The sequence below is a fragment of the Actinophytocola sp. genome (genome assembly GCF_045807065.1).
GTDB lineage: Bacteria > Actinomycetota > Actinomycetes > Mycobacteriales > Pseudonocardiaceae > Actinophytocola.
The window spans coordinates 1-13565 of record NZ_JBJMIE010000311.1; the positions used below are offsets into that span (position 1 = coordinate 1).

General features: G+C 71.8%; 13 protein-coding genes. 8 read left to right on the plus strand and 5 right to left on the minus strand.

From position 1 onward, the window contains the following. The first annotated feature begins 125 nt into the window (after positions 1 to 125). The 3 genes from ACJ73U_RS17905 to ACJ73U_RS17915 all read left to right on the plus strand — a co-directional run bounded on the left by ACJ73U_RS17905 (position 126) and on the right by ACJ73U_RS17915 (position 3086). Entirely contained in the window at positions 126 to 584 is a 459-nt protein-coding gene (locus tag ACJ73U_RS17905) for a RidA family protein (RefSeq protein WP_407778789.1), read from the plus strand. After that, positions 581 to 1198, plus strand: a complete 618-nt coding sequence (locus ACJ73U_RS17910; protein WP_407778778.1) for a hypothetical protein — start codon at positions 581 to 583, stop codon at positions 1196 to 1198. Before ACJ73U_RS17905 ends, ACJ73U_RS17910 begins: the two co-directional genes overlap by 4 nt. Positions 1199 to 1334: 136 nt before the next feature. Next, positions 1335 to 3086 (plus strand): hypothetical protein, encoded by a 1752-nt coding sequence (locus ACJ73U_RS17915; RefSeq protein WP_407778779.1) that lies wholly within the window; start codon positions 1335 to 1337, stop codon positions 3084 to 3086. Here the strand turns inward: ACJ73U_RS17915 and ACJ73U_RS17920 are convergent. After that, positions 3068 to 3961 (minus strand): Gfo/Idh/MocA family protein, encoded by an 894-nt coding sequence (locus ACJ73U_RS17920; RefSeq protein WP_407778780.1) that lies wholly within the window; start codon positions 3959 to 3961, stop codon positions 3068 to 3070. The two genes, ACJ73U_RS17915 and ACJ73U_RS17920, sit on opposite strands and share 19 nt — an antisense overlap. Positions 3962 to 4030: 69 nt before the next feature. Here ACJ73U_RS17920 and ACJ73U_RS17925 point away from each other — a divergent pair, with 69 nt between their 5' ends. From ACJ73U_RS17925 to ACJ73U_RS17935, 3 genes are all read left to right on the plus strand, one after another. Beyond that, a complete protein-coding gene (locus ACJ73U_RS17925; RefSeq protein ID WP_407778781.1) occupies positions 4031 to 5224 on the plus strand; it encodes a cytochrome P450 in 1194 nt (397 codons plus the stop codon). A 65-nt stretch (positions 5225 to 5289) separates the two neighbouring features. Continuing rightward, entirely contained in the window at positions 5290 to 6153 is an 864-nt protein-coding gene (locus tag ACJ73U_RS17930) for an NUDIX hydrolase (RefSeq protein ID WP_407778782.1), read from the plus strand. Continuing rightward, on the plus strand, positions 6150 to 6929 hold the full coding sequence (locus ACJ73U_RS17935) for an MBL fold metallo-hydrolase (protein ID WP_407778783.1): 780 nt from the start codon (positions 6150 to 6152) through the stop codon (positions 6927 to 6929). Before ACJ73U_RS17930 ends, ACJ73U_RS17935 begins: the two co-directional genes overlap by 4 nt. Positions 6930 to 7445: 516 nt before the next feature. Here ACJ73U_RS17935 and dnaN read toward each other — a convergent pair. The 4 genes from dnaN to ACJ73U_RS17955 all read right to left on the minus strand — a co-directional run bounded on the left by dnaN (position 7446) and on the right by ACJ73U_RS17955 (position 12041). After that, on the minus strand, positions 7446 to 8540 hold the full coding sequence (gene dnaN, locus ACJ73U_RS17940; RefSeq protein ID WP_407778784.1) for a DNA polymerase III subunit beta: 1095 nt from the start codon (positions 8538 to 8540) through the stop codon (positions 7446 to 7448). 29 nt (positions 8541 to 8569) lie between these two features. Next, positions 8570 to 9802: an MFS transporter gene (locus ACJ73U_RS17945; RefSeq protein WP_407778785.1), complete on the minus strand. Its 1233-nt coding sequence runs from the start codon at positions 9800 to 9802 to the stop codon at positions 8570 to 8572. A gap of 1140 nt (positions 9803 to 10942) precedes the next feature. Continuing rightward, positions 10943 to 11617, minus strand: a complete 675-nt coding sequence (locus ACJ73U_RS17950; RefSeq protein ID WP_133908086.1) for a Crp/Fnr family transcriptional regulator — start codon at positions 11615 to 11617, stop codon at positions 10943 to 10945. A gap of 127 nt (positions 11618 to 11744) precedes the next feature. Next, positions 11745 to 12041: a hypothetical protein gene (locus tag ACJ73U_RS17955; protein WP_407778786.1), complete on the minus strand. Its 297-nt coding sequence runs from the start codon at positions 12039 to 12041 to the stop codon at positions 11745 to 11747. Between the two features lie 180 nt (positions 12042 to 12221). On the opposite strand from ACJ73U_RS17955, the gene nth reads away from it, so the two are divergent. Both nth and ACJ73U_RS17965 read left to right on the plus strand, forming a co-directional pair. After that, entirely contained in the window at positions 12222 to 12932 is a 711-nt protein-coding gene (gene nth, locus ACJ73U_RS17960; protein ID WP_407778787.1) for an endonuclease III, read from the plus strand. Then, positions 12932 to 13516 carry a TlpA family protein disulfide reductase gene (locus ACJ73U_RS17965; protein WP_407778788.1) on the plus strand — a complete coding sequence of 195 codons (585 nt, stop codon included), beginning with the start codon at positions 12932 to 12934 and terminating at the stop codon, positions 13514 to 13516. The genes nth and ACJ73U_RS17965 overlap by 1 nt, the downstream gene beginning before the upstream one ends. Positions 13517 to 13565 lie beyond the last annotated feature (49 nt).

Genomic DNA, 13565 nt, shown 5'->3' on the forward strand with positions numbered 1-13565 from the left:
ATGGCGTCACCGAGGCTGCGAGGGGGCGGCATGAGCGGCGTGAGCGGAGCCTGCGGAGCGAACCATTGGACACCGCACGCCGACGAATGGCGTCACCGAGGCTGCGAGGGGACGGCATGAGCGGCGTGAGCTGGCGGGCGCGGCTGAGCGAGTTGGGCATCGACCTCCCGTCCGTGCCCGCACCCGCCGGTGCCTACGTGCCGGCCGTGAAGTCGGGTTCGCTGGTGTTCACCGCGGGCCAGGTGCCGTTCGTCGACGGGAAGGTCGCCGCGACCGGCAAGGTCGGCCGCGAGATCAGCCCGGAGGAGGCCAAGGGCCACGCCCGCACGTGCGCGCTGAACGCGCTCGCGGCCGTGGACGCCCTCGTCGGCCTGGACGCGGTGACCCGCGTGGTCAAGGTCGTCGGGTTCGTCGCGTCCGCCGAGGGCTTCACCGGCCAGCCCGGTGTGGTCAACGGCGCGTCCGAGCTGCTCGGCGAGGTGTTCGGGGACGTGGGCCAGCACGCCCGGTCCGCGGTGGGGGTGGCGGAGCTGCCGTTGGGCGTGCCCGTCGAGGTCGAGTTGATCGTGGAGGTCGGGGAATGACCGAGGTGGACGACCGCACCGACGCCTGTCACGAGCTGCTGCTCCGGCTCGCCGGCCGGCTGCCCGACCGGCAGCTGTGGCGGCTGCGGGACTGGCTCGCCGGCGGGGCGCTCGACGCGCTCGCGCGTGCGCTGCCGCTCACATTGCTCCGCGAACGTGTGGCGATCACCGCGCGTGAGTCGATGCTGCTCAACGCGGCATTGCTCGACGCGGGCGCCGACGCCGGTCGACTACACGCGGTTCCGTGGGTGGACCAAATCGACGAAGTCGACTACACATTCACTTCGGAGTCGCCCGAAAGGGTGAACCTCGGTGACTCCGAAGCAGTAGTGCTCGGGGCGGTCCTCCACGGCCGGTCCGAGTTGGTCGACGTGCGTGGGAGTTGGCGACGACACCGATCCGGGGTGGGACCGACCACCAGGATCGTGCTCGTCACGGCATCGACGGACTGCGCTCGCTTGACCGGGGAGCTGCAGCGTGTGCTGCGGGCTCTTGGAAAGCACGAACCGGGTGTCGAGGTCATGCCGGAGGGCATCGACCTGCCGCCCTACCACCGTGCGGCACTGGCGGCCTCCGAGCCGCTGCTGCCCGGGGTGATCGTGCACCAGGGCTGACCCAGCTCCCCAGCACAAGCCGTCGGTGTCGACGAGAAAAGCTGGGAAGGAGCCGACCGTGACACAGGTCGCGCGGGGGGTAGGACCGAGTGCCGCGAGCCGGCCAGGCATCGCGCTACCGGTTCGAATACATGACTTGCTGCTGACGATGGCCGGGCGGCTGGACGACGACGCGCTGGCGGACGCCCGCCAGATGCTGGCGTCGGCCGAGCTGGACCGGTCCCTGGAGTTCCTCGCCGGGTGCCTGGTCGCCGGGCGAGTGGTACTGAGCCACGAGCAGCACGCCGAGCTGGCGACGCTGTTCGGGGACATGTACCTGGAACAGGACCTGATCGACCGGATCATGGTCACCGACCGGCTGATCGCCGGGCGGCACCGGTTCGCGTTCGGCGCGGTCGAGGGCCTCGACCCGGTGCGCGGCGTCGCCGACGCGGTGCGCCCGGTGCTCGGTGTGCTGCCCGACATCCGGTCGATGTGGTGCGTGTGGCGGCTGACGCCCGCCGGTCCGGCGTCCGGACCGGTCCCGCACCGGATGGTGCTGGTGGGCATCGGACCGGGCGGCTTCGCCCCGGCCACCGCCTACCGCGTGGAGGACGCGCTGCGCCGCGCCGGCATCCGCGCGTCGGTCGAGGTGCTGATGGACGGCGTCGAGCCCGGCGAGTACCACCGGGAGGCGATGCGGAGCGCGCGACAGATCCCTTTTGACGGTCCCGGCTTCAACCGTCCTCGGGTGGAGCCGGCGTACCAGGCGGCGCGGATCGAGCCGGCTCGGGTCGAACCGCCCAGGATGGCACCCCCGCCCGAGCCGCCCCGGTTGGAGCCGGCACGGGCGGCCGCGGTGCAGCCGGAACCGGCCCGCGCCGAGCCGGTCCGCGTCGAGTCGACGCGCATCGAGTCGCCCCGGGTCGACTCATCTCGTGTCGACTCGTCCCGCGTCGAGTCACCCCGTCTTGAGTCACCGCGTGTCGAGTCACCGCGTGTCGAGTCGCCCCGGGTCGAACCGGCCCGGGGCGAACCGGAGCCGCCGCGGCCTGAGGTGTCACGTGCCGAGGTACCGCGAGCCGAGGTGTCGCGAGCCGAGGTGTCGCGAGCCGAGGTTCCCCGTGGTGAGGTGCCGCGTGGTGAGGTGAGCCGGGTCGAGACGCCGGAGCCCGTGCGGCACGAGGGGCCCCGCATGTCGGTCGTGCGTGACCTGCCACCGGCCGTGGACGCGCCGCGCATCGACACGGCGGACCTGCCGGTCCGCAAGGCGCCCAACTTCAGCGACGACACCTCGTCCCACATCGACCCGCCGACGATGGTGACGCCGGCCTTGGGTGGCGTGGTCGGTCCAGGCGGTCTGGTGGGCGGTCCCACCAGCGACGAGGAGCCCCCGCCGCCGGTGGAGGCGCCGCGGGTCGACGCCGCGCGCACCGACCCGTTCCAGGCCGAGCCCTTCCAGGCCGAGCCCTTCCAGGCCGAGCCGCTCCCGGTCCGGCCTGTGGAGCCGGCGCCGGACGAGCCGCCCGGGATGCGGGAGGAGGGGCCGCGGCCGACCCCGTTGCCCCGCCGCCGGGAGGAGCCGTCGGAGTCGTCGTCGAGGCCGCGCCTGGCCCCGGCACCCGTGCCGGCCGGTGGCGTGGACAAGCACTCGCAGGCGTTCGTCGACGACATCCTGAACACCCAGGAGCGCAACCTCCTGAAGGAGCTGCAGGACGAGCTGGCGCGGCGTGAGCAGCAGGACCCCGGGCAGCAGCAGGGCCAGGGTTCCTGGCGGGTGGACCGCTCAGGCGGCCGGCACGGCAAGCCGGCCACCGCCGGTCCGTTCGATCAGCCGAACCAGTCCGGTGGCCCGGTGATCATCAACGGCGTGCCCCCGCACGACCGCGGTCACCCGCCCAACAACTGATCGCCGACACGGCCGAGCAGCCGTTGGATGTGCAGGCCCCGTCGCACGTCCAGCGGGTGCTCGGCCGTTCTGGTGTCCACCAGGGCGACGAAGTCGTCGAGCAGGGTCGGGTACCGCTCGGGTGCCTCGCCGCTGGCGTTGAACGGCAGGAACCCGGCCGGCCCGTGCACGGCGAAGTCGGTGACGGCCGGCTGTGCGGGCGTGTGCATGGACATGGTGGCGGTGCTCAACCGGCCGCCGTCGTGGCCGAGCATGACGTGCCACAGCCCGGGCTCGGTGAACCGTGCGTGCTCGACGCTGGTGACGGTGCCGAGCGCCCCGTCGAGCAGGTCGAACACGTGCGGGCCGATGTCGGCGAGCGCTCCGCCGTCGTGGCGCCAGCGGGAGCCTTCGTACTTGGTGTCCGTGAGCGTGCCGGAGAACCAGCGGGCCTCGCCACCGACCCAGTCGTCGACCGCGTGGACGGTGTCGAGCCACTTCCGGGTGGCCGTGGCGTACCGGAAGGTGAACACCATGATGGAGGCGACGCCGGCCTTGGTGACGGCGTCGACGAGCAGCTCGGCCTCCGCCACGTCCGCGGCGACGGGCTTCTCCAGCACGAGGTGCTTCCCCGCGCGTGCGGCCCGGACGGCGAGCGGCGCCTGCACGGCCGGCGGCACCGCGAAGGCGACGGCGTCCACCTGGCCGAGGAACTCGTCGAAGTCGGTGGTCGGGGTCGCGCCGTGGGCCGCGGCCACCTCGGCGGCCGCGGCCTCCCGCCGCGCCCACACGGCGGCGAGGCTGGTGCGGGGGTGACCGGCGATGCCGGGCGCGTGCATCCGGTGCGCCCACGGCCCGGCCCCGACGAGCCCCACCCGCAACGTGTCTGTACTCATGGGGCACATCCTCGCGGGTGAAACCGGCCTGAAGGCGCCGTGAAACCCGCCGGCCGCAGTTTTGTCGGCATGACGAACCCCGAGACGGTCTCCTCCCTGCCGATGGCACGTCCCCCGGGCTGTCCGTTCGACCCGCCCGAGGAGCTGGGCCGGCTCCGCGCCCAGGGCGGCCTGAACCGGATGGTCTACCCCGACGGGCACGTGGGCTGGCTGGTGACCGGCCACGCCCTGGCCCGCGCCGTGGCCGGCGACACCCGGTTCAGCTCCCGGTACGAGCTCATGCACATCCCGTTCCCCGGCTCGGGCGTCACCGAGGTACCGCCCGCGGCCGCCGGTGACCTGACGGGGGTCGACCCGCCGGAGCACACCCGCTACCGGAAGCTGCTCACCGGCCGGTTCACCGTCCGCCGGATGCGCCTGCTGACCGAACGCGTCGAGCAGATCACCGCCGAGCACCTGGCCGCGATGGTGGCGCAGGGACCGCCGGTCGACCTGGTGGAGGCGTTCGCACACCCGGTCCCCGCGATGACGATCTGCGAGCTGCTCGGCGTGCCGTACGCCGACCGCGCGTTCTTCACCGAGCAGGTGGCGGCGATGAGCACCCCGGAGCTGGACCTGGAGGCGCAGTCCGTCGCCTACCTGGCGATAGGGGAGTACGTCGGTGGCCTGATCGCCGCCAAACGCGCGCACCCGACCGACGACCTGCTCGGCGACCTGACCGCGACCGACCTCACCGACGCGGAGCTGGCCGGCCTCGGCACGTTCCTGCTGGGCGCTGGCCTGGACACCACCGCCAACATGCTCGCGCTGGGTACGTTCGCCCTGCTGCGCAACCCCGAGCAGCTGGCCGCCCTGCGTGCCGACCCGGGCATCGCGGACCAGGCCGTCGAGGAGCTGCTGCGTTACCTGAGCATCGCGCACACCGGCGTGCGGGTGGCGCTCGCGGATGTCGAGCTGGACGGTCAGGTGATCAGGGCCGGCGAGTCCGTGACCGTCTCGATCCAGGCGGCGAACCGCGACCCGGCGAAGTTCCCCGATCCCGACATCCTGGACCTGCGCCGGCACGCGACCGGCCACCTGTCGTTCGGCCACGGCATCCACCAGTGCCTGGGCCAGCAGCTGGCCCGCGTGGAGATGCGGGTGGCGTTCCCCGCGCTGGTCACCCGGTTCCCGACGCTGCGCCTGGCCGTCCCGCCGGAGGAGGTGCCGATGCGCAGCACGATCAACATCGACGGCGTGTACCGGCTGCCGGTGACCTGGTAGGGCGCCGAGCCGGATCTTGCTCACACGAGCATTCGGGAGTGGTTGCCGGAAGTACGCTCCTAGCTGTGCGTGAGCTGCCGAAGGAGTTGACCCTGCCCTCCGGGTTGGTGCCGCCGTCGCCGCCGGACCCGCCGGCGACGCCCAAGGACGCCGCCACCGTGATGCTCGTGCGGGACACGTCGGCCGGGTTGGAGGTGTTCCTGCAACGCCGGGTCATGGGCATGGCGTTCGCCGGCGGGATGACCGTCTTCCCCGGCGGCGGCGTGGACCGGCGCGACGCGGACACCTCCGTCGCCTGGCACGGCCCCCCGCCCGCCTGGTGGGCCGCCCGCTTCTCCTGCGACGACGCGCTCGCCCGCGCCCTGGTGTGCGCGGCCGTGCGCGAGACGTTCGAGGAGTCAGGCGTGCTCCTGGCCGGCCCGGACGCGACGAGCGTGGTCGCCGACGCACGCCCCTACGCCGAGGCGCGGGCGCAACTGGTCGGCAGGGAGCTGTCGCTGGCGGGGTTCCTGGCCGAGGCCGGCCTGGTGCTGCGCGCCGACCTGCTGCGCCCGTGGTCGAACTGGGTGACACCGGTGGAGGAGACCCGCCGCTTCGACGCGCGGTTCTTCCTGGCGCGACTGCCGGAGGGCCAACGCGCCGACGGCGACACGACCGAGGCGCAGGACGCGAGGTGGCAACGCCCGGCCGACGCCCTCGACGACTGGAAGTCCGGCCGCAGCGGCCTGCTCCCACCGACCTGGACGACCCTGGCCGAACTGGAGGAGTGCGAGTCCGTCACCGACGCGATGACCCGCGAACGGGTGATCACGAAGCTCATGCCCCGCGTAGCCCGCGACGGCGACACCCTACGCATCGTCCTGCCCGGCGACCCGCGCTACGACACCGCGGCGACCCACCTCGACGCCCGCCCGGGGGACCAGCGGTGACCGCCCACCCCGCCTACGGCGAGCTGCGCCAGGTCACCCCGTCCGCGGCCGTGGTGCTGGAGGACAACCCGGGCGCCATGACCCTTGAGGGCACCAACACCTGGCTGCTGCGCGCCCCCGGGTCTTCGGCGTGCGTCATCGTCGACCCCGGCTACGAGGACGTCCCCCACCTGACCCGCGTGGCGGAGGCGGCTGGCGAGGTGGAGCTGATCCTCGTCACCCACCAGCACCCGGACCACGTGCAGGGCGCCCCGTGGCTCGCGGATCGAGTGAACGCCCCGATCCGCGCCTACGAACCGACCCTGTGCGCCGGTGCGCCGGCCCTGACGGACGGCGAGGTCGTCGAGGCAGCCGGCCTGTCCATCGAGGTACTGCACACCCCCGGCCACACCGAGGACTCCATCTGCCTGATGACGAAGGACACGGTCCTGACCGGCGACTCGGTGCTGGGCCGCGGCACTACGGTCATCTCGGACCTGGGCGCCTACCTGGGGTCACTGCGCAGACTGGCGGAGCTGCCGGCCGGCGTCCTGGCCCTACCCGGCCACGGCCCCGAACTGCCGGACGTGGCCACCACCGCCCGCGAGTACCTGACCCACCGCGAGGAACGGCTGAACCAGATCCGCACAGCCCTGACCCAACTAGGTCCGAACGCCACCGCACGCCAGGTAGTGGAACTGGTCTACCGAGACGTGGACGAGTCGCTGTGGGGCCCGGCCGAATGGTCGGTCCGCGCCCAACTGGACTACCTCCGCTCCACCGGCGAGGCCAGCTAGCAGCGGCGATACCCGCTCTACGGCCAGATCCGCCTACGGTCAAGTGCGCCCCGGACGCGCCGGCGGCCGGACCCGCGTGCAGTCAACCCCGCCTTACGGCCAAGGCCGCTCTGCGCCCGGACCCGCTGTGCGGTCGAGGCCGCCCGCGCCAGACCTGCCCTGCGTCCAGAACCGCTCTGCAGCCAAGACCGCCCCGCGTCCAGACCCCCCTGCGGTCAAGCCTGCTCTATGGCCAAGCCCGCATGCCGCCAGAGCCGTCGTGCAGTCAAGCCCGCCTGCGGCCAAGCCCGCCGCCAACCCGCTCTACGGTCAAGGCCCCCGCGGCCCGACCCACAACTGAGCCCACCCGCCGGACGGGATCTGGGGATAGCGAGGCTCGCGATGGCCGGCCTGCGCGCTGGCGCCGCCCACTCGACCGCGTTCGGTAGCCAAGTCTGCTCAGCCAGCCGAGCCTGCCCCGATGCCCCGATGCCCCGATGCCCCGATCGGCCAACTCGGTCCCCGACCGATGTTCAGTTATTTCGGAGGGAGCATGGGCATCACCACGTAGCGGACTGTGGGCTCGGTCGGCTCCACGGCGGAGAAGACCGTCGCCCGCATGCCGGGTTGGACCTCCATCCGGACCTGTTGGCCGGGGAAGCAGCGCACGGCATCCGTCAGGAAGCGGGACTGGTACGCCTGCCCCGTCCGGCCACCGTCGACGGTCGCCTTCACCGACTCCTCCGCCTCGCCAGCGCGTTGGTCCGCCGCGCGCAGGCGGATCTCGCCATCGCCCGGGTCGACCAGCAGTACGCCGCGGGCGTCCGTGTACAGGCCCACACGGCGCACCGCCCCCGCCAGCGCGTCGGCGTCCAGCGTCACCACGGTGTCCACATCGGACAGGTGGATCTTCGACTCGTGCAGGTACGAGCCGTCCAGGACCGCCGTGGTGATCAGGGCGTCGCCCCAGCGCAGGCCGAAGCGGTCGCGGTCCGCGTACAGCGTCACCTCTGCGGTGGGGAGCTGCTTCGCCAGCTCGGCCAGCAGGCTCGCCGGGACCAGGGCGTCCACCGGCGCGCCGGCGGCGGACCACGGCAGGGACGCCAGCGCCATCTGGTACCGGTCAGTCGCCACCATGATCAGCCGGTCGTCCTCGGCGCGGATGCGGACGCCCGTGAACATGGGTAACGCGTCGTCCCGCGAGGCCGCCAGTGCCGTCGTGGTCAGGGCCGAGGCGAAGCGGGCGCCGTCCACGGTCCCTGCGACGGGTGGTGTCGTGCCCACGCCCGGGTGAACATCCGCGTCCAGCAGTGGCAGCGCGTAGCGGGCACCCGGCGCCCGGATCGCCAGCTTCGTGCCCTCCACCACCAGCCGGACCTGCTCCTGCTCCAGCGCACGCAACGTGTCCGCCAGCGGCTTGGCCGGTACCAGCACCCGGCCCTCCTCGTGCACGACCGCGTCCCGCGAGATCCGGGCCGCGCGTTCGCGGTCGTTGGCGGCCAGCGCCACGCCCGTGGGCGTGGCGGTGAGGAGCAGGCCGGACAGCACCGGGTCGATCAGCTTGCCCGGTACCAGCCTGACCAGCGCGGATGCGGCGCTGGCCAGCTTCGTGGTGGTGACGGTGACGTCCATGGCGCCAAGGTAGACCCGGGCACCGACAATCAGCCGACGGTGACGAGCTCCCCCTGCGGGGACCGCTGTTCGGCCAGCGTGCGGCGCCGCGCGAACACCGTCACGGCGATCACCGAGCCCGCCACGCTCGACGCCACGAACGACGACCACACGCCGACGTGCTCCACCAGGTAGCCGCTGGTCGACTGCCCGGCCGCGAGGCCGATCGTCACCGCCGTCACGACCCAGCCGAACGCCTCCGTCGCGGCACCCGCCGGCGCGACCAGCTCGATCGACGTCGAGTGGGTCGTGGACTGCGGGGTGATCCACATCCCCGCCACCAGCGACAGCAACGCGAGCCCCACCAGGCTCGACGGGATCGCCATCGGGGCGACCAGCAGCGCGAACACGCCCAGCAGGAACGGCAGGCGCAGGCTCACCGGCCGTGGCCACGGGTGCGCCGCGTACCAGATGCCGAAGATCACCGAGGTCAGCGACCACGCGGCCAGCATCACGCCACCCAACGGCGCGTGCCCGGCCTTCGTCGCCGCGGCGGGCACCGCCACCTCGACGAACCCGACGGTCACGCCGAAGCCGAGCGCGGCCAGTGCGACCGTGCGCATGCCGGGCGTGCCCAGCGCACCGAGCAGTGTGCCGCCGCCCGCGGGCGCGGGGCGCACCGCCCGCACGACCCCGGTCAGCGAGAATCCGACCGCGCCGGTGGACATGCACGCCGCGCTGGCAACGAGCGCGGTCCCGGACCACGGCGCCGCGACCAGCACGCCGGCCAGCGCCGGCCCCAGGATGAAGAACACCTCCAGGCTGATCGCCTCGTACGCGAACGCCGCGTGGCGGATCGGCCCGGCCGGCACGAGGTGTGTCCACAGTGCCCGCGACGCCGAGCCGATCATGGGCTGGGCCAGGCCGATGAGCCAGCCGAGACCGACCAGGACCGGGGCCGGCTGCGCGGTCTCGATCGCCACGATCTCGCCAGCGACGGTCGCGAGGAACAGCGCCGTGGTGGTGAGCAGCGGCCGGGTCGGTCCGTTGCGGTCCATGATCCGGCCCTGCGCGACCGCACCGATGGCGACGCCGATCAGCGTGCCCGCCGAGACGAACCCGGCGACCGTGAACGACCCGGTCCGCCGCTGCACGTACAGCAGCAGGGCGAGGCCGACCATCGCGATCGGCATCCTGGCCAGCAAGGACATGAGGACGGGGGTACGCGCGCCGGGCGCGGTCAGCGCGGCGCGGAAGTCGGCGATGCTGGCGGAGTGGGACACACGTACCAGTGTGGCAGATTGTGGTACGGCAGTACCAAATATTTTCGAGTAAGTCACGTTTGGGTAACGACCCGTTGGATCCGCACAACGGTTGGGTAGCCGAGGGAGTCCTCCTAGCAAAGTCGAAAGTCCTCAAGCGAATCCGGTAACGATTCGCGGAGCGAGGACGTTCAACTGGCAAAGCTCCCTCCGGCAGACATGGGTCGGGGCCTAATGGTTCGGAGGGCGGGGAGCGTGAGCCGTCGGGGGATGGCTCACGCACACGGCATGGAGCCGGTGCGCCGCGTCGGGGGCGACGCCCGGCTCCACGCTGGGCGACCCCTGCTCGCGGAGAGCGCTCGCCGTTTGCGTTCCGCGATTATTTTGCGGGGGCGACCCCCGCAGACCCCACGGTGCGGGTGGTTCTGACCCGGCGTGGTTTGCGTTGCGCACGTGGGGGGGCTTGCAGGGGAGCGGTTGCGGAGAGCGCCTGTCTTTCGGGTCCGCATTGTCTGCGGGCGACCCCGAGGGAAGCGGTTGCGGAGAGCGCCTGTCTTTCGGGTCCGCATTGTCTGCGGGCGACCCCCAGGGAAGCGGTTGCGGAGGTGCTCGCCTTCGGCGTTCTGCATTCCGTGACGGCCGTGGAAGGACGGTCCACTTTCGACGTTCTCACGGACCTGCTGGTGGAGGCGGTTTTGCGGGGGCAACCCCCCGCGGACCCACGTTGCGAGTGGTTCTGACTCGGCGTGGTTTGCGTTGTGTGGGAGGGGTGCCTGCGGGGGAGCGGTTGCGGAGGTGGTCGTCTTTCGCGTTCGCATTGTTTGCGCGATTCCCAGACCTGCACGGTGCGGGTGGTTCTGAGCTGCCTGGTTTGCCTTGTGCAGGAGGAGTGCTTGCAGGAAGCGCTCGCGGAGGGCGCCTGCCCTTGGGCGTTCCGCGATGAATTTGCGGGTGGCCCCCGCAGACCCCGCGTTGCCGGGCGTTCTGATTCAGCGTGGGCGCTGGGGGCGGATCCCGCAGGACTGCCGTGTGAGGTGTTTCTCGCTGGCTTGTCGCGTCGGGCGCTCTTGGGTTGTCCACAGGCTGAGGGGTTGTCCACAGGTTGTCCACATGTGGAAGGGCCCGCGAGCGGTGCTCGCGGGCCCTTGGGTGTCCTTGTGGTTATCGGGCGCGGCGGGCCAGGCGTTCTGGGTCGAGGATCAGTACGCTCTTGCCCTCCAGGCGTAGCCAGCCGCGGTGTGCGAAGTCGGCCAGTGCCTTGTTGACCGTCTCGCGGGAGGCGCCTACGTACTGCGCGATCTCCTCCTGCGTGAGGTCGTGCATGACCCGCAGCAGGCCGGCCTCCTGGCTGCCGAACCGCTGCGCGAACTGCAGCAGCGCCTTGGCCACGCGTCCGGGTACGTCGGTGAAGATCAGGTCCGCCAGCATGCCGTTCGTGCGGCGCAGCCGGCGCGCTATCACCCGCAGCAGCTGCTCGGCGATCTCTGGGCGGGTGGCGATCCACTGCCGCAGCGCCGGCCGGTCCATCGTCCTGGCGACGACCTCGGTGACGGTCGTGGCCGTGGAGGTGCGCGGACCGGGGTCGAAGATCGACAGCTCGCCGAACATGTCCGCCGGTCCGAAGATGCCCAGCAGGTTCTCCCGGCCGTCGGGTGACTTGCGCCCTAACTTCACCTTGCCCGACTGGATGATGTACAGACGGTCGCCAGGCTCGCCTTCCGCGAAGATCACGTGCCCACGCGGGAACTCCACTGTCTCCAGTGTCTGAGCGAGCGCTTCAGCGGCGGCCGGTTCGACACCCTGGAAGATGCCGGCCCTGGCAAGGGTCTCGTCCACCTGCGTCCCTCCCAATCAAGAATGAGCAGCGACCAGCGGCAACGGCGCCCTGATCACTTAAGGGAGTGTAAAGCTTGTGCGGTGGATCACCTCACAGGGCGTACTCTCGGTATGGTCGCCCGGTGTGTCAGCGCGACTGTCTGAGTGAATCCGGCACCGGGATGACGACCGTCGGTGCGTTCATCACCTTCCGTGCACGGGCGCGGCCGCGGCGCCTGCGCACCCGGAACAGCTCCAGCGCGCGGCCGATGCCGTGGCCGTAGAGCGCGCGGACCTCGTCGGGGCTCGGGTTGTCCAGGAACGCCTCGACCTCGTCCTCCCGCACGGACCCGGGCCGGAGCTTCGTCTCCACCCGCTCCATGAACAGCGCGAAGAACATGACGAGTACAGGGACGACGAACACCAACCAGACAGCTTGAGTCATCGTGCGTGATCCTCGCTTACGTCAGCTGGACGAACGGTCCTCACTGGGTAGACGTCCATGGCACCGATGAGGTTGTACGGCGGCCCGTAGGCTAGCGGGGTGCCGCCTGCTACCCGACAGCAACCCCGAACTGAGTCTGTCAAACCGCCGTCGACCGCGCTCGTTCGACGCGCCCGCCGCATGACGCGGGTGCTGGCGGAGGCGTTCCCGGACGCGCACTGCGAGCTGGACTTCAGAAACCCACTCGAGCTGACCGTGGCGACGATCCTGTCCGCGCAGAGCACCGACGCCCGGGTCAACCTGACCACGCCGGCCCTGTTCAAGCGCTACCGGACGGCGGCCGACTACGCGGGCGCCGACCGCACGGAGCTGGAGGAGCTGATCCGGCCGACCGGCTTCTTCCGGAACAAGACCTCCTCGCTGATCGGCCTCGGCCAGGCGCTCGTGGAGCGGTTCGGCGGCGAGGTGCCGAACAACCTCGACGACCTGGTCACGCTGCCCGGCGTCGGGCGCAAGACCGCCAACGTGATCCTCGGCAACGCCTTCGACATCCCCGGCATCACGGTCGACACGCACTTCGGCCGGCTGGTGCGGCGCTGGGAGTGGACCGAACAGGACGACCCCGTCAAGGTCGAGCACGAGATCGGCGCCCTGATCCCCAAGAAGGACTGGACGATGCTGTCCCACTGGGTGATCTTCCACGGCCGGCGGGTGTGCCACGCCCGCAAGCCTGCCTGCGGTGCGTGCGTGCTCGCCAAGGACTGTCCTTCGTTCGGCACCGGACCGACCGAGTTCGAGGTCGCCGAGAAGCTGGTCAAGGGCCCGGAGGCGCCCCACCTGCTCGAACTGGCCGAGAAGGTCCGCGACGGGTACAAGCCGGGGCGCGCGTAGTGAACGGAGTGCGCTGGGCCGTCGCGGTGATCGTCCTGATGATCGCCGGGGTGGTCGCCATCTGGCCGCGCTCCGACCCCGCCCCGACACCCGAACAGACCACGCGGACGAGCCAGGACCTGGCCCAGGCGCGGGCCGAGGCCGAGCTGCCGAGCTGCGCGACCGACGACCAGGGGCCGGGCGACCTGCGCGGGCTCACCGCCGAGTGCCTGGGTGACGGCAAGTCCGTGGACATCGCGCATGCCCTCCAGGCGCCGGTGCTGGTCAACATGTGGGCCACGTGGTGCGAGCCGTGCAAGGCCGAGCTGCCGGTCCTCGCCCAGTACGCCCAGGAGCCCGGCGCGATCAGGGTGGTCGCGCTCGGCGTCGAGTCCCGCCCGGCCGACGCGCTCGAGCTGCTCACCGCGCTGCACGTGCGTCTGCCGGCCCTGCTCGACGAGGACGGCAAGGCCAAGGAGAAGCTGCACCCGGTGGGCCTGCCGGCGTCCTACCTGGTCAAGGGGGACGGCAGCGTCACGCTGGTCGAGAACCCGCGGGTCTTCCGGTCGGCCGACGAGGTCAGGCAGGCGGTCGCGAATGGCTGACCAGGGACCACTCGTCGACCCGGCGACCGTGCCCGACTGGCTGCGCGCG

Coding starts and splice junctions, on each gene's coding strand:
- ACJ73U_RS17920 (WP_407778780.1), bottom strand. CDS start 3,961: ATGAGTACAGACACGTTGCGGGTGGGGCTCGTCGGGGCCGGGCCGTGG.
- dnaN (WP_407778784.1), bottom strand. CDS start 8,540: ATGGACGTCACCGTCACCACCACGAAGCTGGCCAGCGCCGCATCCGCG.
- ACJ73U_RS17925 (WP_407778781.1), top strand. CDS start 4,031: ATGACGAACCCCGAGACGGTCTCCTCCCTGCCGATGGCACGTCCCCCG.
- ACJ73U_RS17955 (WP_407778786.1), bottom strand. CDS start 12,041: ATGACTCAAGCTGTCTGGTTGGTGTTCGTCGTCCCTGTACTCGTCATG.
- ACJ73U_RS17910 (WP_407778778.1), top strand. CDS start 581: ATGACCGAGGTGGACGACCGCACCGACGCCTGTCACGAGCTGCTGCTC.
- nth (WP_407778787.1), top strand. CDS start 12,222: ATGACGCGGGTGCTGGCGGAGGCGTTCCCGGACGCGCACTGCGAGCTG.